We start from the raw sequence: 23,223 nt of genomic DNA on the forward strand, positions 1-23,223 counted from the left end.
CTCCGGCGGCAGCGCGCCATCGCCGACCTGCCCGGCCGCTTTCGGCCGCTGGGCGGCTTCGACGCCGAGCGGCTCCTGGGGGCCAACCTCGCCGGTCACGCCGTCGATGCCCTGCGGGAAGGCCCATAGGGCGCGATCTCTTCTGTCTCGTCCCTCTGCGATGCGCGATGAACACCACCGGCTGCACGGAGCGGTTCACGGTGTGGAGCGGCCCGGGCCTGGTCCATTTCCGGAGGCCCTTCCTCATGGCCGTGTCGGGGCTGGCCGATGGTCTGGGACGGCGGTGGTCGGGCGCAGTTCTAGCCAATGAAAGCCGCGCCGGAATCGAGGGGAGCCGTCGCCCCCTCGTCTCGTTCACGCTTCACGGGGACTGCCATTCGACGCCGGCATGCTCGCGGATATCACCCGGCGCGGACCCGGTATCGGCATCGCTGACCCAGTCGCTCGGCTCGACCACATCGACGATCTCGTCGTCGGGATAGGCCGCGGCGAGAAAGACCTTGGCCTCACCTTCGGCGGCAGCCCGGACCGTGACCAACGGGCGAAAGCCCTTGGCTGCGCGGATATTGGCGATGAAGAGCTTCGTCATGTCCATCCTCCTGGGCACGCCTGAGCGCGCGACACTCGGCTAACGCGGGAAACCGTGATCCGCGCGGGCGCTCGATGAAAATGATGGGCCGCCGCCTCTCGCAGCCCGGAGGCATCTCACTCGGCGCGGTGACGCCTGCCCAATTCCCCTCACCCGTCTCGACGCCGCGCGAGCGAGCCGCTATCGGGGCAGAATGAAGCTCGCCGATTGCGACATCCTCATCCTCCCCGGCTATGCAGGCTCGGAAGACGGCCATTGGCAGGCCGGCTGGGCCGCCCGCATGGCCAATGCCCGCATCGTCGAGCAGGACGACTGGCACCATCCCGAAGCGGCATCGTGGCGCGCACGCATCGTCGAGGCGGTGGAGGCGGCGACGCGGCCGGTGATGCTCATCGCCCACAGCCTCGGCGTGGTCGCCTCCGTCCAGGCCGCGCCCGCCTTTCCCGAGGGCAAGGTGCGGGGCGCCCTGTTGGTGGCGTTCCCGGACGTGGAGCGGACGCCGGACCTGCCGTCCAGCGTCACGGATTTCGCGCCGGTGCCGCGCGATCCCCTGCCCTTCCCGTCACTGCTGGTGGCGAGCCGCAACGACCCCTATTGCGCCTATGACAGGGCCGAGGACTTCGCCTATGCCTGGGGCTCCGCCCTGGTGGACGCTGGCGAATCCGGCCACATCAACGTGGCGAGCGGGCACGGTCCGTGGCCGGAAGGGCTGATGCGCCTGGCGGGCTTCCTCAAGGGGCTCTGAGTCACGCCTTCTCGGCCCCGCCCATCGGCTTCAGCAACTCCCCGGCCACGTCCGACAGGCGCGGAGGTTCCTCCCTGACGAAGGGGAGCGGGCGGCAGACCGCCAGGGCGGCGAGGCCGAACCGGGCGGTCATCAGGCCGTTGAGCACGCCCTCTCCGAGCTTCGCCGAGACCCGCGCGGCGATGCCGAGGCCGAGGACCTGCTGGATCATGCTCTCGCCCACCGCCATCCCGCCCGTGACGGTGAGATGCGCGAAGGCGGCGCGGGCAAGGCGCAGGAACCCGAGGAAACCCGGCCGTCCGCCATAGATCGTCGCGATCTGGCGCAGGAGGCGCACGGCGGCGAAGACCACGAAGGCCACGTCGACGATGGCGCGCGGGCTGAGCGCCGTCACCGCCGAGACCTGCTTGGCGGCCGAGGCGATGGCATTGCGGGCCTGCCGGTCGAGGGGTTCGAGCAGTTCGTGCTCGGCGAGCCCGATCCGGTCGTCCACGTCGAGGATGGTATCGCCCAGGGCTTTCAGGCGCTGGCGGCCGGCCGCGAGCCCGGTCCTCGTGGCGTAGAGGTCGCAAAGCTCGGCGACCACCGCCTGCGCGCCGGTGTGATCCCGCGTGGCGATGGCCTCGATGGCCTTCGCCCGGAGCTTCTCGATCCGGCGCTCGCGCCAGATGCCCGCGAGTTCGCGCATCACCAGGGCGAGGAAGGCGATGGCCGCGAGGACGAGGAGAGCCAGGGCGACCCCGCCGAGCCAGGGCGCGGCGGAGAACAGGTCGGCGATCATCCGCTCCAGCGACAGGCCGACCCCGAGCGAGACGAGGCCGCCCAAAGCCAGCATCAGCACCGACAGCCAGGGCGCCCGCGATTTCGGAGCCACCGGCACGGCGGTGCCGTCCGCCGCCTCGACGATCTCAAACGGCTCTTCGACGATCCTGACCGCGTTCGGCGGCACCGGCGGCGGAACGATGCCCTCCAGTCCCTCGGCCGGCTCGGCGGCGGGGATGCGGAAGGCGCGGGGACGGTTCGGAGAGGTCATGGGTGGACCCTGTCTGAGGCGTAATAGGCAAACTGCGAGACCGGCCTTCCCCCATCCGCCCACCTCATCCTGAGGTGCCGGAGCGGAGCGGAGGCCTCGAAGGAGCCCTCCAGTTCGCGCAGCGGAGCCTGGAACCCTCCTTCGAGGCCGCTGGCGCGGCACCTCAGGATGAGGTCGGCGGGCGGGATGGGATGACGGACGGCGGCGCTCACGTCAGCTTGTCGCCGATGAGGAACTGCATCGCACGGTCGAGGCGGATCTGCGGCAGGTGGCCGGGGCGGCCATGGGCATCGGGCCGGACCAGCGGGGGGCGAAAGCGCGGAAAGCGAAGGGAGCCGGGCGGCACCGCGCCTTCCAGCACGGATTCGGGCCGGGACGGCAACTCACCGGGGAACACCGCCGCCTCGCTCCGACCGTCGAAGACCTCGTCGCCCACGTGTTCGCCCGCCTCGGGCGTTCCCGACACAGCGCGCAGGGTCATGCCGTCGTCGTGGACGGTGGTCTCCCGCGTGGCCCGCACGGAAGCCAGCGCAACGGTGCCGACGCGGGCACCGGCCGCCTCTGTCCGGCGCATGGCGCGGGAGACGAGGAGCCGCAGCAACGCCTCCAGCCGGTCGTGGCTGGTCTGGTGCAGGTGATCCGCCTTGGTGGCGGCGAACATGATGCGGTCCGCCCTCGGCGCGAACAGGCGCGACAGGATGGTGTTGCGGCCGATCCGGAAGCTGAGGAGCACGGTGTCGAGCGCCTCTTCCAACTCGGCGAGGGCGGCCGGCCCGGCATCGACGGCGGCGAGCACGTCCACGAGGACGATCTGCCGGTCAACCCGCTGGAAATGGTTGCGGAAGAACGGCTCCACGACCTTGGCCTTGTAGGCCTCGAAACGCCGTTCCATCAGTCCCGCGAGGCTGTTCGGGACGATCGTCTCCGGGAGCGCGTCGAGGGGCGCGAAGGTGAGAGCCGGCGATCCGGCGAGGTCGCCGGGCATGAGGAAACGGCCCGGCGGCGTGGTCGCCACCGATTCCGGCCCGGCGCGCAACGCAGTGAGATAGGCGGTGAAGGCGATGCTGGCGCGCTCGGCCACGACCTCGTCGAGGGGGCCGGACGGGTCGAGGTCCTTCAGCACCGCCAGCCAGGGCGCCGCGATGGCGGATCGCCCGGTGCGGCGCGTGCCCGCGATGGTGGCGGCGGACCATTCCGCGTAGCTCTGGTCGATCAGCGCGAGGTCGAGCAGCCATTCGCCGGGATAATCCACCACGTCGAGCATCAGCGTGCCCGGCCCGGAGCGCCAGCCGCCCTTGCGCTCGTATTCGATGGCGAGGCGGAACTGGCTGATCCGGTCGGTGGAGCGAGGCCACAGGCGCTGCTCCGTCAGGGCCGCGAAATGATCCTCGTAGGGGAAGCGCGGAACGTCGTCGTCGGGTTGCGGCACGAGGCGGGCCCGGCGCAGCCGTCCCTCATGCGCGGGCGCGAAGGCCGGCAGCGCATGGGTCTCCACCAGATGATGGATCAGCGCGGTCGTGAACACCGTCTTGCCCGACCGCGCGAGACCGGTGACGCCGAGCCTCAGGGTCGGCTGGATCAGGAGATCGCTGGATGCCTCGGCGAAGGCCTGGATCGCGGAGCCCGCGCGCGAGGCGAAGCTGATCATGAAGCGAGGGTCTCGTTTGGCCGGAGGGGGAGGATGGGTGGCGAATGCAGGGGTGAGGTGGCGCGCGTCTCAGGCGAACGCAAGAACCGGACGCGTCATCGCTCCACCGCGCCGGGATCGACTTGGCCGGGATCGACTTCGCCAGGATCGACCTGGGCGGCGGCGAGCCGTGCGATGGCGGCCTCGACCAGATCCGGTCCTGCCCGCAGCACGCCGAGTTCCACCGCCGACATGGCGAGCATCACCGGGGCGAGACGGGGCGAGGGCCGGCCATCGGCATCGAACAGAGACAGATCGTCCTCGACCTTGAGGCCGACGCTGGCGGCGATCCGGGTGGCGTAATTGCGGATGCGGACCTCGTCATTGCCGCAGAGCGGCGCCGGTGCCGCCAGATCCTGCAGCCGAAGGCCCGGCATCCCGGCCGCGAGGGCGGGCAAAGCCGCGGATTCCGCTGCGAACCGGTCTGCCAGCCGGGAGGACGGCGATGTCGCCCCGGTCTCGGACGGGCTCGCGATGATCGGCGTGATCGCCGGCCGGCCGATCGTCTCGGCCGCCCCCGCGACACGGATGGGCCGGGGCTTCGGCCCACCCGCCATCCTCGCCAGCGGCGACCAGGGCTGAACCCGCAGCGGCCCGCCCCGCGCGACCGTGCGGGGCATTCGCATGCCTCCGCGCGCATGGCGGGCGAGGTAGCGGGCGCGAACCGTCTTGCCGAGACCGAGCGGCGCGAGGCCGGTGGAGACCTTTCCGCCCGATCCCCCGCCGCTCGAAACGGAGCATTCCGCCGGCGCCCATCGGCGGACGATGGACAGGGCGTTGCGGCGGCCGAACTCGCGATAATAGCGCCGCAGCAGGGAGGCCGCCGCGTCGGCGCCGTCGCCGGCGGTGGCGAACCCGGTATGCCCCTCGGCATCGCTGCCGATCTCGCCCCGCCACCGGGCGCTCTTGATGCACCAGTAATTGTTGAGCTTGACGCAGCGCGCGACGAAAGCGGGCGGGACCGGCGCATAGCGGGCCACCAGGGCGAGCGAAGCGGGACGCAAGGTCGTCCCCGCCTCCGCGCGCCAGTTCGACACCGCCCTCTCGCTGGCGAGAAAACTCGGGGTCTCGGAGGGAGGGGCAACCATCGCCACGGCCGATTCGGCGCGAGCGAGGCCGGACGTCACGGCGTCGAGGCCGATACCCATGCGCGGCATCAGGGATGTCAGGACGAGAAGCGTGGTGACGAACACGGGATCAGCGGTGGCGGGCCATGGCACTGAGCAACGGCCCAGCCGGTGATCCGTTCAATCGATCGACATAGCCTTAGGCGGCGTCGTCGCGGTCGAGGCCCTTGGGCGTCACGAACCGTTCGAGCCGGCCCGCACGGTGACGGAACCCGGTCCAGGCCTCGCCCTCGATATCGATGACGGCGAGCGCCGCGGTCGGGAATTCCACCGAGAGCCGCGCCCTCGCCTCACGGGGACCGTCACTTACGAGATCGAGGGAGAGATCCTGCAGGCCGGGATTGTGCCCGATCATGAGCAGGGTCCGGATGTCGGCCGGCGTCGCCCGGATGACCTCGAGCAGCGCGCTGTCCGGTGCCTCGTAGATCGCATCGACGATCTCGGTTTCGGGGTTGCCGAGGGCGGCGGACATGCCCTCCCAGGTCTGTCGCGTCCTCAAGGATGGAGAGACGACGACCTTCCGGGGGATCAGATCCTGCGCCGCGAGATAGGCCCCCATCTGCGGCGCGGCCTTGACTCCGCGCGGGTTCAGCGGACGGTCGATATCGCGCACGCCCGGCGAACGGTCGGACTTGGCGTGGCGCAGGAGCATCAGGCGGCGCATGGAGGATGGACCTTACTGGAAGCCGACGACGGGGTGCGGCGTGTAGAGCGCTTCGAGGGCGGACATCTCGTCGGCATCGAGCGCGAGGTCGAGGGCCGCCACGGCATCGGTCAGGTGGGTGGGTTTCGATGCCCCGATGATCGGCGCGGTGACGATCGGCTTCTGGATCACCCAGGCCAAAGCCACCTGCGCCCGCGACACGCCGCGCGCTTGCGCGATCTCCGCCACCTTGCCGACGATGGCCCGGTCCGCCTCCTCCGCGGAGGCATAGAGCCGCTTGCCGACCTCGTCGGAATCCTGGCGGGCGCTCCGCTCGTGCCAGTCGCGGGTCAGACGCCCGCGCGCCAGCGGACTCCAGGGCAGCACACCGATACCCTGATCGGCGCAGAGCGGCAGCATCTCGCGCTCCTCCTCGCGGTGGAGGAGGTTGTAATGGTCCTGCATCGTCGCAAACCGGGTCCAGCCATGGAGATCGGCGGTGAACAGGGCCTTGGCGAATTGCCAGGCGTACATGGAGGACGCGCCGATATAGCGGGCCTTGCCGGCCTTCACCACGTCGTGGAGGGCCTCCATCGTCACCTCGATGGGGGTGCCGTAATCCCAGCGATGGATCTGGAAGAGATCGACATGGTCGGTGCCGAGGCGCTTCAGGCTGGCATCGATGGAGGCGAAGATCGCCTTGCGGGAGAGGCCGCCGGCATTGGGCTGGTCTTTGAGCGGATAATAGCACTTCGTCGCGAGCACGACGCTGTCGCGGTCGGCGAAGTCCTTGAGGGCACGCCCGACGATCTCCTCGCTGGTCCCGTCGGAATAGTAGTTCGCCGTGTCGAAGAAGTTGATGCCGAGCTCGATCGCCTGCCGGATGAGCGGGCGGCTCTCGTCCTCCCGCATGGTCCAGGGATGGGGGCCGCGCTCGGGAATGCCATAGGTCATGCAGCCGAGGCAGAGCGGCGACACGTCGAGGCCGGTGCGGCCGAGCTTCTTCATCTTCATGGGAGCGGTCCGCTTGCAGGATGGGGACACGAGGTCGGGTTTGAATGGCGCCGGCGAGCGCAGCTCGGCCGAAGGTGGTCCTCAGCAGGTTTTAAAACGCAAAACCGGTGACCACCTTTGCTAAGCTTGCTTAGCCGCCCCGCCCCTCCCGCCGCATCATGAAGGCCAGCTTCTCGAACAGGCCGACATCCTGCTCGTTCTTCAGGAGCGCCCCGTGGAGCGGCGGGATCAGCTTGCGGCCATCGCGCTCTCGCAGGGTCTCTGGCGAGACATCCTCCGAGACGAGGAGCTTGAGCCAATCCAGCAATTCCGAGGTGGAGGGCTTCTTCTTCAGACCCGGCACCTCCCGCGTCTCGAGGAAGACCCGTAGGGCCTCCTCCACGAGGCGGTGCTTGATGCCGGGGTAATGCACCTCGACGATGGCCTTCAGCGTCTCGGCGTCGGGGAACTTGATGTAGTGGAAGAAACAGCGGCGCAGGAACGCGTCCGGCAGTTCCTTCTCGTTGTTCGAGGTGATGATGACGATGGGGCGGCGCTCGGCGCGGATCGTCTCGCCGGTCTCGTAGACGTGGAACTCCATCCGGTCGAGTTCGGTCAACAGGTCGTTGGGGAACTCGATATCGGCCTTGTCGATCTCGTCGATGAGGAGAACCGGCCGCTCGGGATGCGTGAACGCCTCCCACAGCTTGCCACGCCGGATGTAGTTGCCGATCTCCGACACGCGCGGATCGCCGAGCTGGCTGTCGCGCAGGCGCGAGACCGCATCGTATTCGTAGAGGCCCTGCTGCGCCTTGGTGGTGGATTTGACGTTCCAGGTGAGGAGCGGCGCGCCGAGCCCCTTGGCGATCTCTTCCGCCAGCACGGTCTTGCCGGTGCCGGGCTCGCCCTTCACCAGGAGCGGCCGTTCCAGCACGATGGCCGCGTTGACGGCGGTGGTGAGATCCGAGGTGGCGACGTAATCGGCGGTACCGGTAAAGCGCATGAGGCGTCGGCTTTCTGTTGCGGCTTCATCCATTGGGAAGCTTCAGCCTCTGCAGAGCAGCCGATGCGCGCTTCCCCGAAGCGGGATGGCGACTGGTGCCCTCCCACTACCGAAATTCGGCTGAAGCGTAGAGCCCTCAGAGCGACTTCCCGTCGCTCCACACGCAGTTCGAGGCCAGGATCGCGAGGTTCACGTCGGATTTCTGCGGTTGCGGCAGAACCTTGCCGTCCATGGCGAGATCGATCTTCATCTCGACCTGGCCCTTGGCCTCGTTGGTCCGGCGGGAGAAGTAGCAATATTGCTGGAAGGGCACTTCCTCGTTGGCGCGGAAGTTCCAGCCGGTGACGATCTGGCCGTCCATGTAGGGGACCTGTTTGAACACCGTGAAGGTGGTGTTCACCGTGGCCTTGGAGGCGGGGGCGGCGTCCTTGCCGAGCTGGGCCTGGGTCGGCGACGGGGAGGAGCGGACGGGTCCGCCTTCGAGCTTCAGGACGTTGTCGGTGAGCGTCACCTCACCCTTGGTCTTCAAGGTCACGTCGGACAGCGCGGCCTGCATGGCGGCGGCGATCTTCTCGGCGGCCGAGTCGAACTGGTTCATGTAGGCGTAGCCGTAGGACGCCGCGCCGATGCCGATGCCGGCGAGCGCCGCGAAGGCTCCCGCCCCGATGGCCCGGAACAGGAAGGCCCGGGCGGCGGTGATCCGCGTCTCGGCCCGGAGGCGGCCATTGACGCTCTGGGCGAGAACCACGTTCTCCGGCGTCCCCGATGCGTGGATGCTCATGCGCCGGCTCCCGCGCTGGCCACGGGCGGTAAGTTGGCACTGGGCGCGGTCCGGCGATCCAGCGGGATCACCTCACCCGTCGGCGTCACGTCACGCACGGGCTTGGGCGGCGTAAGGCCCATCTCCTGGCGAATGGAATCGGTGATCGAGTCGAGCATGTAGGGCGTCGCCTCGAGATTTACGGCGGCGCCGAGATCGTCTTCGTCCATGAAGGTCTTGCGCACCGAGACCGCGCAGAGCGCCAGGATCGTCGAGGCGAAGGCGGCGCAGAGGGCCGGAACGAACACGAAGATGCGCAGGAAGGCGTGGACCTGCGCGTCGGTCACATCGATCGGGTCGACGCCGTAGACCATGGCGGTGAAGGAGTGGAGCTGCGAGCGGTTCACCGAATTGCGGTAGGCCTGCTCGGCATCGGCGACCTTGCGCTCGGCCATGCCGCGGTCGAGTTCGGCGCGCGCCTTGCGCGCTTCCTCGAGGGATTTCGTCACCACCGCCCGGTCGGCGCCGGCCTTGCCGACACTGGCATTCAGGGTGGCGGTGCGCGGATCGGTGACGCATTTCAGGTTGGAATAGCGCTGGCCCTTGCTGTTGGTGCCCGAGACGCGCTCACATCGCTGGGCGGGCAAGGCCGAAAGCTGGCTCGCGTTCTCGGCGGCGCGCTTCTCGATCTGGTCGAGTTCCGTGGTGTACTGGGCGACGCGGGCATCGGCGGCGGCGATGCGGTTGTCGATGGTCGAGCGGTCGGCCTGCGCGTCCTTGAGGGCGGTCTTGGCCTTGGCCGCATCCATCAGGCGGGGGTGGAACATCATCTCGCCGAGCTGCGACACCGATTTTGTGGTGACGCCTGCGGCGAAGATGATGCCGACGATGGCCAGCGCCCGGATGAAGTAGGAGCGCTGCGTGCGGGCCAGAATGCCCAGCGGCACGCGGCAGAGTTCCACCGCCGCGTAGACCAGCGGCGCGAGGAGCATGAAGTAGAAGGCCTTGTCGTCCCCGTCGCTGTAGACCCCGGCGAACAGCCAGGCGCCCCAAAGGGACGCGCCGATGACCATGAACTCGACGAGATACGCGATCCCGACATAGCCCCACTTGATCCGGTACCCCTTCTCGAGATGGCGCTCGTGCGTCCAGCGCTCGGACTCACGGATCCAGTCACGTCGTTCGCGCTGAACATCCCGGTTGGGCGGCGACTTTCGCATGAGGCACTCGTGTCTTCAAAAAACGCGACGAACGACGCAACAAACCGTGAGGTAGGCTGGGACTTAACCGATCGTTAAGTTCCGCCCTATGCGGCCATTGTGCCGTTTTTGCGCCATTCCGTATCGCAGCGCAAAACCCCGTCCGCGCCAGCGCGTCCCGCATGCATGGCTGAGTACGGCGAAGGATCAAATCCGCATGGGCCGGCAAAAAGCCGGTTGCCCAGGCGGCACATGGGCTTGCATGCTCTCATCGCTGCCGGCGACCCGATGGATTCCCGCGGCCGGAGTTCCCTGTGCAGAACTTCGGCTGCCCCGTCTCGGCCAGCGTCGCGCACCACCCTCGGGAGTTTGCCCAGCTCGATGACGGACGTTCACGCCGGATCCTACAAGGAAGCGATCATCTTTCTCGTCACCGCAGGCGTGGTGGTGCCGCTGTTCCACCGGCTGCGCATCAGTCCGGTTCTGGGCTTCATCGGAGCGGGCGCGATCCTTGGGCCGTTCGGCCTGGGGCGGTTGGCCGACACGGTGCCATGGGTCTCGATCTTCACCATCGGCAACCGGTCCGAGATCGCGCATCTGGCCGAATTCGGCGTGATCTTCCTGATGTTCATGATCGGCGTCGAGCTGTCATGGGAGCGTCTCCGCACCCTGCGCCGCCTCGTCTTCGGGCTCGGTTCGGCGCAGGTGCTCGCCTCCTCCCTCGTCATCGGCATCATCCTCTTCGCCCTCGAAGTGCCGTTGGCCGCCTCCGTCATCGTCGGCCTGGCGCTCGCCCTGTCCTCCACCGCCGTGGTCCTGCCGGTCCTGGCCGAACAGAAGCGCCTGAACACGCCCGCGGGCCGCGCCAGCTTCGCCGTGCTGCTGTTCCAGGATCTCGCCGTGGCGCCGATGCTGTTCGCCATCGCGGTGCTCGGCCGCAGCGACGGGGCGGATGTCGGCGGCGCACTCGCCCTGGCGCTCGGACAGGCGGCCATCGCCCTCGTGCTCATCGTGGTGGCGGGCCGCCTCGCCTTGCGGCCCCTGTTCCAGCTCGTGGCCCGGACGCGTTCGCCGGAACTGTTCATGGCCGCCTGCCTCCTCGTCATCGTGGCGACCGCCCTGACGGCGGCGGCGAGCGGCCTCTCGATGACACTCGGCGCCTTCGTCGCGGGCCTGCTCCTGGCGGAGACGGAGTATCGCCGGGCGATCGAGGCGACGATCGATCCGTTCAAGGGCCTGCTGCTCGGGGTCTTCTTCGTGTCGGTAGGCATGAACCTCGACCCGGCCCAGCTGATGGCGGCGCCGAAGACCATCCTCGGCCTGTCCATCGGGCTGATCCTGATCAAGGGCGCGGTGATCCTCGTGGCGGCCCGGTTCCTGCGCATCCCGCGCGGCGTCGCGCTCGAAGCCGCACTCCTCCTCGGCCCCGGCGGCGAATTCGCCTTCGTCCTCATCGGCGGCGCCATCGCGGGCGGGCTCGTGCCGGATGGCCTCGGCCAGGCGGCGCTGATCGTCACCACGGTGACGATGATCGCGATTCCGGGGCTGGCGAGCCTGGCCCGGCGCCTCGGCAAGCGGATGTCCCGCTCCAATCTCGGCCGCGCCCGCGCCGAGCCGGTGCCGGACAAGCAGCAGAACCGCGTCATCATCGCCGGCTACGGCCGGGTCGGACGTCAGGTCGGGGAGATGCTGGCCCGCCACAAGATCCCGTATCTCGCCCTCGATGCGGACGCGGCCCGCGTCTCCGAGCACCGCCGCCTCGGCAACCCGGTCTATTTCGGCGATTCCTCCAACCCGGAACTGCTGCGCCGCTGCGACATCGCCAATGCCCGCGCCCTCGTCGTTACCCTGGACAATCCCCGGGCCGTTGAGGCCGTCGTGGAGGCGGCGCGCGCGGAGCGCCGCGACATCACCATCGTCGCCCGCGCCCGCGACGCCCGCCACGCCACGGCGCTCTACGAGATGGGCGTCGACGACGCCGTACCCGAGACCATCGAAGCGTCCCTGCAGCTCTCGGAAGCCGTGCTGGTCGATGTGGGCGTCCCCATGGGCCTCGTCATCGCCTCGATCCACGAGCGGCGCGACGAGTACCGCGCCATGCTCAAGCGCAAGGAAACCGAGGTGAGGCCGGCCTTCCGTGCACGCCGCACCGTGGGCAAGAATGTCGACGCGGGCAAGGCGACGGAAGCTCGGGAGACACCTGCCAAAGACGAGCAGCCCGCGAAGAGCGCCTGATCGATCCGGCGTTGTGTCTTATTCCGGACAGAGCGGCGCAGCAACAATGTCGGGGAAGTGGATAACTCGGGAGAGAGCCTGAATTCAGGCACATCGACCAACGAATGCTATTGCGAGTACCGGAGCGCGGTATAATTTCGGGGTGTCGATCGTCTCAAGACGCCGGCATGAAGCCGCGATGATCTTGAAAACATAGATTTGGCCGGACGGTGCTGACCGACCGATCACGGATCGAGACGGATCACGATGAGCGGAAGAAGTTAGAACAGGCGGCCCTGGCCGCGTTCGGGCATGGTGGGGGTCGGTTTGTCCCCCGGCGATGCGGGCGCGGGATCGACGGTCTTGGTACGGGCGGGCGCACGGGCCTTCGGCTCCGATCCCGGCGCGAAGCTGCAGCGGTAGATGATCTCGTCGGGCGGCCCCACGCCGGTATTGAGCGGGACGGCCAGGGTGTCGCCGGAATAGCGCCAGTTCCGCGTGCCCTTGTCCCAATAGAGCCAGACCGTCGTCGGATGGCCCTTGATGGCGAAGACCGCCGCCTTCTTCGAGATCGCCTGGACGGTGCGCGGCTCGTACATGCCCTTCTGGCGATAGGCTTCCTGAAACGAGGCCGGCTGGCGCTCGATGAAGGTGTTCCGCACGATCTGAATCGTCGCGCCCGGCTTCGCCAGAAACCGCTTGAAATCACTCAAGGAGCGCAAGACGAGCGCCATGACGTCCACCCTTACTCTGCCAAATACCCCGGCCCTGACTTGGCGTTCACTCTGTCTCCCAGCTGTTTGATTTCAATGACAATGTTGAAGGTGCGAAGAACACAGTAGGCGGTGATATCAACAGAAAACCGGACTTATACCCAGCTTCGTCGGCGCCGGAGAGGGAAAGTGGCGCCCATGTCTCACTGAATTCAGGATTATTTCCGTTATCCGGCTCACGAGTCCGGCGTCGTCGACCGACCCTTCCGGTGGGCATGACCGGTGCGCGGACACCCTTGACCCGGACGCCCGGTTCGCGCGTTCTCTGCCCCATGCTGCTTCACTTCTTCACGGCCCTGCGCGACGCCAAGATCCCCGTCACGCTGCGGGAACATCTCACGCTGCTCGAGGCCCTGGACCGCGATCTGGCGGGCAAGCGCGTCGAGGAGTTCTATCTCCTCGCCCGCACCGCCCTGGTGAAGGACGAGCGCCATCTCGACCGGTTCGACCGGGTGTTCGGCACCGTGTTCCAGGGAATCGAGACCCTCGGCGAGGCGGCGGAGCCGACGGCGATCCCCGAGGAATGGCTGCGCAAGCTCGCCGAGAAGTACCTCACCGACGCCGAGAAGGACGAGTTGAAGGCGCTCGGGTGGGACAAGCTGTTCGAGACGCTGAAGCAACGGCTCGCCGAGCAGAAGGAACGCCACCAGGGCGGCAACAAGTGGATCGGCACCGGCGGCACCTCACCTTTCGGCGCCTATGGCTACAACCCCGAAGGCATCCGCATCGGCCAGGACGGCAACCGGAACTTTCGCGCGGTGAAGGTCTGGGACAAGCGCGAGTTCAGGGATCTCGACGACGGCGTCGAACTCGGCACCCGCAACATGCGGGTCGCCCTCCGGCGCCTGCGCCGTTTCGCCCGCACGGGCGCCGCCGACGAACTCGATCTCGACGGCACGATCCGCGAGACCGCCAGCAAGGGCTATCTCGACGTGAAGCTGCGCCCGGAGCGTCGCAACGCCGTGAAGGTCCTGCTCTTCCTCGATGTCGGCGGGTCGATGGACTGGCACGTGGCGCTCGCCGAGGAGCTTTTTTCGGCAGCGCGTGCCGAGTTCAAGTATGTGGAGCATTTCTACTTCCACAATTGCCCCTATGAACGCGTCTGGAAAGAGAACCGCCGGCGCCACGACGAGGCGATCCCGCTCCTCGACGTGCTGCGCACCTACCCGCCCGATTACCGTGCCGTCTTCGTCGGAGACGCCTCCATGAGCCCCTACGAGATCGCCATGCAGGGCGGCTCGGTGGAGCATTGGAACGAGGAGCCGGGACAGGTCTGGCTGGAACGGGTGCTCGAACGGTTTCCGAAATCGGTCTGGCTCAACCCGGTCCCCGCCGAGCACTGGGCCTATACCCAGTCGATCGGCATGATCCGCAGAATCGTCTCGGACAGGATGTTTCCGCTCAACATCGAGGGGATCGACGGGGCCATGCGGGCGCTGGTGAGATGACCGGCGACAGGCTGCCCGAGGGCGGGTTCAGCCCCCTCGTTCCGGAACTCGACGTCCACGACTTGGCCGCCAGCCTCGCCTTCTGGTGCGGGACGCTCGGATTTACGGTCGCCTATTCCCGACCGGAGAACGGCTTCGCCTATCTCGAGAGGGGCGGAGCGCAGGTGATGCTCAATGTCGCCAACGGGAACTGGCGGACGGGCCGGCTCGAACCGCCGCTCGGCCGCGGGATCAACCTTCAGATCGCGGTCGATGCCGTCGATCCGATCCTGGCGGCCCTCGATTCCGCGTCCTGGCCCCTGTTCCGGCCCGCGCACGAGGCCTGGTACCGGGTCGGGGAGATGGAAGTCGGCGTCAGGCAATTCCTGGTTCAGGACCCCGACGGGTATCTGCTGCGCTTCGCCGAGAGTCTCGGCCGACGCCCGCTCAGCCCTGGCGAGCCGGCGTGATGACCGTCAGGCCGTCGAGTTCCGGCTTGATCCGGATCTGGCAGCACAGGCGGGACGTCGCACGCACGTCGGACGCGAAATCGAGCATGTCCTGCTCCATCGGTTCGGCCGGTCCCACGGCATCGACCCACTCGGCATCCACATAGACGTGGCAGGTGGCGCAGGCGCAGGCGCCGCCGCATTCGGCGTCGATCCCCGGTACGTTGTTGCGGATCGCCGCTTCCATGACGGTCGATCCTACGTCGGCTTCCACGGTCCTGGCCGTTCCAGCATGGTCGACGTAGGTGATCTTAGGCATCGAAGACTCCAGGCTCGTACAACGCGTCTGCGGCCGGTTGTGCGGCGCGACTGCCTTGAAGGCGCGGCCCGGTGAATGCAAGCGGCACCGGCCTCATCGCCTCACATTCCTGCGCTTACGCCGCAGACGCCGACCCGTTCCGTCCCTGCGGCCGAGATCAGGCGGGTGCGTCGATTTCCGACAGGGTCGCCTCTACCGCATCGGCCAGCGCGCCATAGGCCGGGTCCGGAACGCCGCCCCCCCGCCTCAGGCCATCCTCGATGACGGCGCTGAGTTCGGCGACCCGCGCGGCGCCGACCCCGAGGGCGGAGCCCTTCAACGTGTGGGCGAGGTCGGCGCGGTGGTGGTCGTCGAGGCGCGGATCGGTGATCCCGGGCAGCAGCCGGCGGCATTGGCCGGAAAAGAGCACGAGCAGTTCCAGGGCGAGGTCGACGTCGCCGAAAGTCTGCTCGGCGAGGTAGGCACGATCGATCAGACTGGTCACCCGTCGCCTCGCCTTAACCCAACCGGGCGTTCGAGCGCCCCTCCACCAGTCTATCCACAGGAGCGTCCGAGATCGTTCGCTTCCGTTTAAGCCTTGCGGCATCATGCATAAAGCCGACGGAATGAAACCGGCCACACGCTTGGTAACCATTCCGTTAAGGTTTTTTGGACGGTTCGACCCACTCGGGTATCCGGGTCTCGCGCCGAGGTCTAAAGTTCCTTGGTAAATTGGTAAAAATGTCGTCGATCACCGGATGCGGCCGGTCTCGACGACCTGCGTAACGAGGCGTTGGATGGCCACGGAAAAGAAGCTCAAGGACCCGGCCGAGGCGGCTCTTTCCGCCATCGAGCAGGCCCTCAACCTGGACTTCCCCTCGACGCAGGCGACGGAACCGCGCGTCGAACCGCGGCTTCCCGATGTCGGCGACAACGATCCCCTGAGCGACCCCAGCGGTCGCCTCGCTCCCCCGCGCCTCGATCTCGACCAGCCCCTGGCCTCCGACCTGCCGCCGCCGGACCGCAACCGGCCGCGCCGGGAGGGTGGCCTGCTGCCGCCGGACCGCTCCATGGTCGCCAACGACGACCGCCAGAACATCGGCATCCTGCAGCAGACCCTGCGCGTGCGGCCGTCGGGCACGCCCTACATCGTCGCCGCCATCGTCTCCGCTCTCTGGTTCGCCGCCCTCCTCGCGCTGGCCTGGAACCAGTCGGGGGGCGAGCTGAAGAGCTTCATTGCCGGGATGACGGCGCTTCAGGCCGCCGTCGGCGCCACCGCCATCGTCGGCCCCATCGTCCTGTTCGCGATCATGGCGATGCTCGCCGTCCGCGCCCAGGAGATGCGCCTCGTGGCACGCGCCGTCGGCGAAGTGGCGATCCGCCTCGCCGAGCCCGAGAACTTCTCCACCGATGCCGTCCTCACCATGTCGCAGACGGTCCGGCGCGAGGTCGCGGCCGTGGGCGACGGCGTCGAGCGGGCGCTGGCCCGTGCCGGCGAACTGGAGACCCTGGTGCGCGGCGAGATCGCCACCCTGGAACGCGCCTATTCCGACAACGAGATCCGCATCCGCTCCCTCGTCGACGAGCTCGTCGCCCAGCGTGAATCGATCGTCGCCAATGCCGAGCGCGTTCGCGGCGCGATCACCGGATCGCACCAGAACCTGACGCAGGAGCTCGACGGAGCGGCCGAGCGCATCGTCGCCGCCGTCACCGGCGCCGGCGAACGGGTGACCGGCGCCCTCGACGCCCGCGGTGAGGCCATCACCTCGGCCCTCGGCAACCGCGGCGACGCCATCACGGCAGCCCTCGGCGAGGCCGGGGACCGCGTGGTCGGGCTCGTCACCGACCGTGGCGACGATCTCGTCCAGCGCCTCGCCAGCACCAGCGAAGGCGTGCGCAGCAGCCTCACCGAAGTCGGCAACACCCTGACGCAGTCCCTGGAGAGCCGGGCGGCGGACGTCACCCTCGCCTTCGAGCGCACCGGCGGCATGCTCACCGCGACGCTCGCCGACAATGCCGGCCAGGTCGCCCGCACGCTGGCCCAGACCGGCATGGAGGTGATCGAGAGCCTGAACCGCCAGGGCAGCGAAGTCCGCCAGACCTTCGAGGCCTCTGCGCGCGGGCTCGAGAACACGTTCCTCGCCCGTGGCACCGAACTCACCACGAACTTCTCCCATACCGGCGGCGAGATCACCGCCCGGTTCGCCGAGACCGGCACGGCGCTGCGCGAGCATTTCGCCGCCACGGGGGCCACGCTCACCGATGACATCGCCGCGCGCGGCGCCGCCCTGCGCGCCGAGATCGAGGCTGCCGGCAGCGGCGTGTCCGAGGCGATCGAGATCCGCACCCGCGAGGCCCAGGCGGGCCTGGCCCAGGCCTCCGAAGGGATCGTCGAGACCTTCGCCGCACGGACCGGCGCCCTGCGCGACGACCTCGTCCGCTCCATCGAGACCGCCGGCAACGGCATCGACGATCGCGCCGGTCATCTGGCCGAGCGCATCGATACGGTGGCCACCCGCCTGCACGAGACCCTCACCGTCCAGGGCGGTTCGCTCGAGACCAACCTCGCCTCCGCCGGGGAGCGGATGGGAGACCTCGTCACCCAGCGCGCCGAGGAAGCCGCGCGGGCCATGGATGCGGCGCTCGCCGCCCTCGGCACCCATTTCGAGACCCGGGCCATGGGCACGGTGGAGAACCTCCGGGGCACCGTGGCGGGCCTCAACGGCGAGATCGACGCCCGGTCGGCCGAGGCCGCGACCGCTCTGCGCAACAGCGCCGAGGATACGGCCTCCGTCGTCAACACCAGCATCCGCCGCCTCAACAAGGCCGGCGAGCAGGTCGGCGGCCTCGTGACCCAGCGCGTCGAGGACGCGACCCTCACCCTGACGGGCGCCTTCGGGGTTCTCGGCAGCACCTTCGATTCCCAGTCGGGCAGCGCGATCGAGAGCCTGCGTGCCGTCCTCGACACCCTGGCTGCCGAGATCGGCTCGCGCACCAGCGAGGCCGCCGACATCTTCCGCCGCAGCGCGGAAGAGACCACCGTGGCCCTCGGCGCCAGCACGGCGGAGGCCGCCCAGGCCCTGCGGCGCTCCTCGGCGAGCGCCACCGGCGAACTCGAGGCACGGACCGTGGAGGCGGTGCAGATCTTCGAGCGGCGCCTGTCCGCCACGTCCGCCGAACTCGCCGCCCGCACGCAGGAAGCCGCCCAGCTCCTGCAGCAGGCCGCCAGCGGTCTCAGCGGTGAAGTGGGAGGACGCGCGCAGGACGCGATGGAGGCCCTGCGCCGCACCCTCACCGAGATCGACGAGACCCTGCTCCACCGCGCCAACGAGGCGACGGGCTCCATCGCCCGCGCGGCCGAGAATGTCGGCGGCGAACTCGCCGCCCGGATCAAGGATGTCGAGGCTTCCTTCGGCACGCATAGCCGTGGCCTCACCGACCTCATCGCCACCCATGCCGAAGAGGCGCATGGCCAGCTCGCCAATACCGGCCGCGAGATCGTGCTGGCGGTGACCGCCCAGAGCGCCCGCGTGAGCGACGCCCTCGCGCAGAGCGGCGCCACCTTCGCCGACACCACGGAAAGCCGGGCGAAGGCCATCGACACCGTGCTCAACGACCGCCTCGCGGCCCTGCAGGAGACCATCGCCCGCGGCGACATCCTGGCCGACCGCATCGCCCGCGACACTTCCACCCTCAGCGAGACCGTCACCGGCCAGCTGCAGGAGATGGACCGCGTCATCACGGTGCAGGGCAAGGCGGTGGCCGACACCATCGCCGAGCGCACCCGCGAAGCCCGCGAGACCGTAGAGAGCCAGCTCGGCGCCCTCGAGGAGCGCTCGGTGAAGCGCTCCGCCGAGATCGGCGAGACCTTCACCCACTTGGTGAGCCAGATCGACGGTCAGCTCGGCTCCCGCGCCACCGCCCTCAACGAAGCCCTGATCCTGCGCACCGGCGAGATGGCGCGCATCATGGTCGAAGGCAGCCGCGACCTCGTCCAGACCCTCGATGCCCGCGCCGACGGCATGGCGCAGGACATCGCCGCCCGCAGCCTGGCCCTGGGCGATACCCTCGGCAGCCGCTCCACCGAGATCGCCGCGCGCTTCGAGCAGCAGGCGACCGACCTGTCACGCCGCATCGAAGAGGGCGTCGGCCGCTTCGACACCAGCGTCGTCGGGCGTCTCGACGCCATCGCCGCCGCGCTGGAGGAGCGCAGCCGCCTGATCGACGAGACCTTCGGCTCCCAGGCTTTCGAGGCGATCCGCCTCATCGAGAGCCGCACCCGCGCGGTGGACGAGGATCTCGCCAACCGGACCCGCGAACTCGTCGAGATGATCGAGAGCCGGACGGGCCATGCCAACGAGGCCCTGGCCGGACAGGCGGAGGCGATCCGCTCGTCCTTCTCGCACCGCGCGGAAGCCTTGGCCGCCCTCATCGACGAGCGCACGGCCGCCATGGGCCAGGAGCTCGACGAGAAGGGACGCGTCGTGTTCGGCGCCCTCGGCACCCGCATCACCGAACTGGCACAGCTGTTCGATCGCGGCGGCTCTTCCCTGGCGGAGCTTCTGGAACAGCGCGGCGACACCATCATCGCCCGCCTGCGCGACGTCGTCGCCGATGCCGACCGGCTGCTCAGCGAGGGCGAAGGCCGCCTCGGCTCCACCCTGCAGACGCGGACCACCGATATCGGCAGCCTGCTCGACGAGGGCGTGCGCACCGTGCACCAGCTCCTGGACAACCGGACCAACGAGATCCGGACCATGCTGGACGATCACTCGCAGGTTCTCACCAGCAGCCTCGACGACCGGTTGGCCCCCCTGCACGATTCGCTCGGCCAGCACGGCCGGACCTTCGTCGACACGATCGAGGCCAGCCTCGGCGGTGCGGCCGGCGCGGTGGAAGCCCGCACCCGCGACCTCGTCGCGCTGTTCGACCAGCGCATCGGAGCCCTGGACGAACTCGTGGACGGTCGCGGCGCCCGGATCGCGGAATCGGTGGAAGCCCGCACCCACGGGCTGCGGACCCTGTTCGACGACGTCCTCACCGCCCTCGACGGCCTGGTGGACAGCCGCGCCGAAGCGCTCACCGACCGGGTGGATGCGCGCACTCATGCCCTGAGCGCCCTGTTCGACGACCGCCTGCGCGCGATCGACCGTCTCATCGAGAACCGTGCGGCCGAACTCGTCCGCACCATCGACACCAAGGGCACCGCCCTGACCCAGACCGTCGACGACCGCACCCAGGCCATGGGCGCGCTGTTCGACGACCGGATGCAGGCCCTCGACACCCTCGTGGCGGACCGTTCGGCCGACTTCGTCCGGACCCTCGATACCAAGGGCTCCGTCCTGACCCACTCGGTCGATGCGGGCACGGCCATGATGAGCACGCTGTTCGACGAGCGCCTGCGCGCCCTCGATCAGCTGGTCGAGAGCCGGACGGCGGACCTCATCCACACGGTGGACGAGCGCGGCGGCAACCTCACCCGGAATCTCGACGACCGCACCGGTTCGCTCCGCGCGCTCTTCGACGAGCGCTTCCATGAGCTCGCCGCCCTCGTGGAGGCCCGGACGGCAGAGTTCGCCCATACCGTGGACGACCGTGGCGGCAGCCTGACCCGGTCCCTCGACGACCGAACCGGTTCGCTCCGCGCGCTCTTCGACGAGCGCCTGCATGAGCTCAACACCCTCGTGGAGACCCGGACGGCGGAGTTCGCCCGGACCATGGAGATGCAGGGCAGCGCCCTGTACCGGTCCGTCGACGAGCGCACGGAATCCATGGGAGCGCTGTTCGACGAGCGCCTGCGCGCCCTCGACCACCTCGTGGACAACCGCGCGGCCGAGTTCGCCCGCACCATCGACGGCCACGGCACGTCGTTGACCCGGGCCGTCGAGGCCGGCGCCCAGTCCATCGGGACCGTCTTCGACGAACGCCTGCGCGCCCTCGACCTTCTCGTGGACAACCGCTCGGCCGACCTCACCCACAGCATCGACAACCGCGGCGCATCGCTGGGCCAGGCCGTGGAGGCCGGAGCCCAGTCGATCGGCAGCATGTTCGACGAGCGCCTGCGCGCCCTCGCCGACCTGGTGGACAACCGGACGGCCCAGGTCACGCACGCCATCGACGGCCGCGGCGCGTCGCTGAGCCAGGCCGTCGAGGCCGGCGCCGAGGCGATCGGCAGCGTGTTCGACCAGCGCCTGCGCGCCCTCGCCGACCTCGTCGACGGGCGGACGACGGAGTTCACCCGCACCGTGGACGACCAGGGCCTGTCGCTGACCCAGTCGGTGGATACCCGCACGCAGGCCATCGCGGCCCTGTTCGACGAGTGCCTGCGCGCCCTCGAGCGGCTGGTGGACGACCGGACCACGGCCTTCGCCCGGACCATCGACAATCAGGGCACGGCCCTGACCCAGGCGGTGGATGCCCGAAGCGAAGCCTTCACGAACCGGATCGACAGCCGGATGAAGGTCTTCGCCGCCCTCGTGGCATCGCGCGGCGATGCCCTCGCCAGCGCCTTCGACGACCGCCAGGACGCCTATGCGGCCCTGGTGGACGAGCACAGCGCCACGATGCTCGCCGCCTTCGACGAGCGCGTGGACCGTCACGCCGCCCTCGCCCAGGCCCATGCCGACGCGCTCGCCACGGCTCTGGACCAGCGCAACGAGGCCGTCGCCGCCCTCATCGACGGTCGCAACCAGGACATGATCGCCGGCTTCGACCGCCGCTCGACGGCCCTGGCCTCTCTGATCGAGGCTCGCGGGCAATCGCTGGCCCGCCGCCTCGCCGAGAGCGCGGAGACGATCACCCGCGCCATCGAGGAGCGGGGAGGATCGATCGTGGAGACCATCGACGGTCGCGGAAACCATATGGTCGAGGCGATGGCGACCCATTCCGAACGCCTCCGCGAGATCGTCGAAGGCCCGGCCTCCCGGCTCGTCGCCTCCCTGGGCGAGCGCAGCCAGGAGATCGCGCGCATCCTCGACGAGAGCGGAACGCCCCTCGCCGAGACCCTGCGCGAGCGGGTCCGTGACCTCGCCGAACAGTCCGACGCGTCGAGGAACGCGCTGCTCGCGGCCATCGACGGCGGCGCCTCCCGCGCCCTGGCGAGCCTCAACGAGGCCAACGACCGGCTCCGCAGTGAGCTCGACGGCGTCCTGAACCGGGTCGAGGGGGCGAACTCGGCCCTGCGCGAGCTCATCACCGATGCCGGCGAGAATCTCGGCGCCATCGAGCAGGGCCTCTCGGGCCGGGTCGAGCAGGTGCAGGCGACGCTCTCCGCGATTGGAAGCGAGACCGAGCGCGCCAGCCGGAGCGTGGCCGAACAGGTCGATCAGCTGAAGGCGGTCGCCGAGGGCGCCCTGCGCGATGCGGCCGACCTCGCCGCCTCGCTCGATGCCCGCGGAACCTCGCTCACCGAGATCTCCCGCGCCCATTCCGGCACGCTCACCAGCGCGGCGGGCTCGCTCGAGACCGTCGAGACGCGCCTGATCGATCTCCTCACCAGCCGCGACAAGGCGGTGGAGGACGTGCTGACGCGCATCGAGGCACGGTCCGGCGCCCTGGAGGAGCAGACCGCGCGCTTCGACGCGCTGATGGCCGAGACCCTTCGCTCCGCCGAGGAACGGGCGCGCGGCATCGCCGGCAGCCTGTCCGAGGCGGCGCAGAGCGCGGGCGCCAGCGTGACCGGAGCCTTCGAAGGCCTTCGCAAGGATGCCGGCAGCGAGGGCGAGCGGACCGCCACCGCCGTCCGCGCGGCGATCTCCGGCGCGTCCGAGCAGATGATGACGGTGTTCGAGGGCGCGGCCAGTCGCTTCGGCGACTCGGTGGCGGGGATGCGCGAGATGGCGGCCGAGATCCGCCGCGAACTCGAGGCGACGCGGGCGGACCTGCAGCGCGGCGTTCTGGAAATCCCCCGCGAGACCCAGGATGCCACCAGCGAGATGCGTCGGGTCGTGACCGACCAGATCAAGGCGCTGAACGAACTGTCCTCCCTGGTCTCGCGTTCGCGCCGCAGCGTCGACGTGACCGAGGCGGCAGCCCCCGCCCCGCGCAAGGCGGAGGTCCAGCCGGCCAAGCAGCAGGACGTGCAGGTCTCGGAGGCCGCGCCTCCCAAGCCGAAGCAGAATGCGGCCAACCCGGTCGCAACATCGGCGAGCGCCAAGCCGTCCGAGCCCAAGGCCCGCGACGACAAGCCGACCGATCCGCGCCCGACCCAGCAGATGACCATCGTCTCCGCGCCTGCGGCAGCCGGCCGGGCCGGCAACCAGGCCGCCCTGCGGCCCGGTGAGG

The 23,223-nt window shown here is 69.2% G+C and carries 17 protein-coding genes; 5 read left to right on the top strand and 12 right to left on the bottom strand.

Features of this window, described 5'->3' with window-relative positions; genetic code table 11:
- Positions 1-361: 361 nt before the first annotated feature.
- Entirely contained in the window at positions 362-589 is a 228-nt protein-coding gene (locus FV220_RS16545; RefSeq protein ID WP_056150188.1) for a hypothetical protein, read from the bottom strand.
- Positions 590-782: 193 nt separating this feature from the next.
- Between FV220_RS16545 and FV220_RS16550 the strand changes: the two genes are divergently transcribed.
- Positions 783-1,334: an alpha/beta hydrolase gene (locus FV220_RS16550; RefSeq protein WP_018042231.1), complete on the top strand. Its 552-nt coding sequence runs from the start codon at positions 783-785 to the stop codon at positions 1,332-1,334.
- A gap of 1 nt (position 1,335) precedes the next feature.
- Here the strand turns inward: FV220_RS16550 and FV220_RS16555 are convergent, their stop codons facing one another.
- The 8 genes from FV220_RS16555 to FV220_RS16595 form a co-directional block, all read right to left on the bottom strand.
- Positions 1,336-2,367, bottom strand: coding sequence for a TIGR01620 family protein (locus FV220_RS16555; protein ID WP_147832621.1), 1,032 nt, complete (start codon positions 2,365-2,367; stop codon positions 1,336-1,338).
- A 208-nt stretch (positions 2,368-2,575) separates the two neighbouring features.
- Entirely contained in the window at positions 2,576-4,015 is a 1,440-nt protein-coding gene (locus FV220_RS16565) for a YcjX family protein (RefSeq protein ID WP_147832622.1), read from the bottom strand.
- Positions 4,016-4,110: 95 nt separating this feature from the next.
- Entirely contained in the window at positions 4,111-5,247 is a 1,137-nt protein-coding gene (locus FV220_RS16570; protein WP_056149940.1) for a hypothetical protein, read from the bottom strand.
- A 73-nt stretch (positions 5,248-5,320) separates the two neighbouring features.
- Complete coding sequence (locus tag FV220_RS16575; protein WP_056149943.1) at positions 5,321-5,845, bottom strand: histidine phosphatase family protein; 525 nt, start codon at positions 5,843-5,845, stop codon at positions 5,321-5,323.
- 12 nt (positions 5,846-5,857) lie between these two features.
- The gene (locus tag FV220_RS16580) at positions 5,858-6,838 is read right to left on the bottom strand and encodes an aldo/keto reductase (protein WP_147832623.1); all 981 of its coding nucleotides are present in this window, start codon (positions 6,836-6,838) and stop codon (positions 5,858-5,860) included.
- A 130-nt stretch (positions 6,839-6,968) separates the two neighbouring features.
- Positions 6,969-7,820, bottom strand: coding sequence for a MoxR family ATPase (locus FV220_RS16585; protein ID WP_147832624.1), 852 nt, complete (start codon positions 7,818-7,820; stop codon positions 6,969-6,971).
- A gap of 136 nt (positions 7,821-7,956) precedes the next feature.
- Positions 7,957-8,601: a hypothetical protein gene (locus FV220_RS16590; RefSeq protein WP_056149950.1), complete on the bottom strand. Its 645-nt coding sequence runs from the start codon at positions 8,599-8,601 to the stop codon at positions 7,957-7,959.
- On the bottom strand, positions 8,598-9,800 hold the full coding sequence (locus tag FV220_RS16595) for a hypothetical protein (RefSeq protein WP_056149954.1): 1,203 nt from the start codon (positions 9,798-9,800) through the stop codon (positions 8,598-8,600). The genes FV220_RS16590 and FV220_RS16595 overlap by 4 nt, the downstream gene beginning before the upstream one ends.
- A 360-nt stretch (positions 9,801-10,160) precedes the next feature.
- Between FV220_RS16595 and FV220_RS16600 the strand changes: the two genes are divergently transcribed.
- On the top strand, positions 10,161-12,014 hold the full coding sequence (locus FV220_RS16600) for a cation:proton antiporter (RefSeq protein ID WP_147832625.1): 1,854 nt from the start codon (positions 10,161-10,163) through the stop codon (positions 12,012-12,014).
- Positions 12,015-12,274: 260 nt separating this feature from the next.
- Here FV220_RS16600 and FV220_RS16605 read toward each other — a convergent pair whose 3' ends face one another.
- The gene (locus FV220_RS16605; RefSeq protein ID WP_056149959.1) at positions 12,275-12,727 is read right to left on the bottom strand and encodes a hypothetical protein; all 453 of its coding nucleotides are present in this window, start codon (positions 12,725-12,727) and stop codon (positions 12,275-12,277) included.
- A gap of 311 nt (positions 12,728-13,038) precedes the next feature.
- Here FV220_RS16605 and FV220_RS16610 point away from each other — a divergent pair, with 311 nt between their 5' ends.
- Together FV220_RS16610 and FV220_RS16615 are read left to right on the top strand one after the other, a co-directional pair.
- Positions 13,039-14,214 carry a VWA domain-containing protein gene (locus FV220_RS16610; protein ID WP_147832629.1) on the top strand — a complete coding sequence of 392 codons (1,176 nt, stop codon included), beginning with the start codon at positions 13,039-13,041 and terminating at the stop codon, positions 14,212-14,214.
- The gene (locus tag FV220_RS16615) at positions 14,211-14,663 is read left to right on the top strand and encodes a VOC family protein (protein WP_147832626.1); all 453 of its coding nucleotides are present in this window, start codon (positions 14,211-14,213) and stop codon (positions 14,661-14,663) included. Before FV220_RS16610 ends, FV220_RS16615 begins: the two co-directional genes overlap by 4 nt.
- Here the strand turns inward: FV220_RS16615 and FV220_RS16620 are convergent.
- Positions 14,641-14,961, bottom strand: a complete 321-nt coding sequence (locus tag FV220_RS16620) for a 2Fe-2S iron-sulfur cluster-binding protein (protein WP_018042218.1) — start codon at positions 14,959-14,961, stop codon at positions 14,641-14,643. The two genes, FV220_RS16615 and FV220_RS16620, sit on opposite strands and share 23 nt — an antisense overlap.
- Positions 14,962-15,118: 157 nt before the next feature.
- Complete coding sequence (locus FV220_RS16625) at positions 15,119-15,445, bottom strand: Hpt domain-containing protein (protein ID WP_147832627.1); 327 nt, start codon at positions 15,443-15,445, stop codon at positions 15,119-15,121.
- A 292-nt stretch (positions 15,446-15,737) separates the two neighbouring features.
- Here FV220_RS16625 and FV220_RS16630 point away from each other — a divergent pair.
- Positions 15,738-23,223 (top strand): hypothetical protein (locus FV220_RS16630; protein WP_147832628.1); only part of this gene is annotated, 7,486 nt, incomplete at its 3' end.

Origin of the sequence: Methylobacterium sp. WL19 (genome assembly GCF_008040005.1) — a bacterium.
GTDB classification, from domain to species: Bacteria; Pseudomonadota; Alphaproteobacteria; order Rhizobiales; family Beijerinckiaceae; genus Methylobacterium; species Methylobacterium bullatum.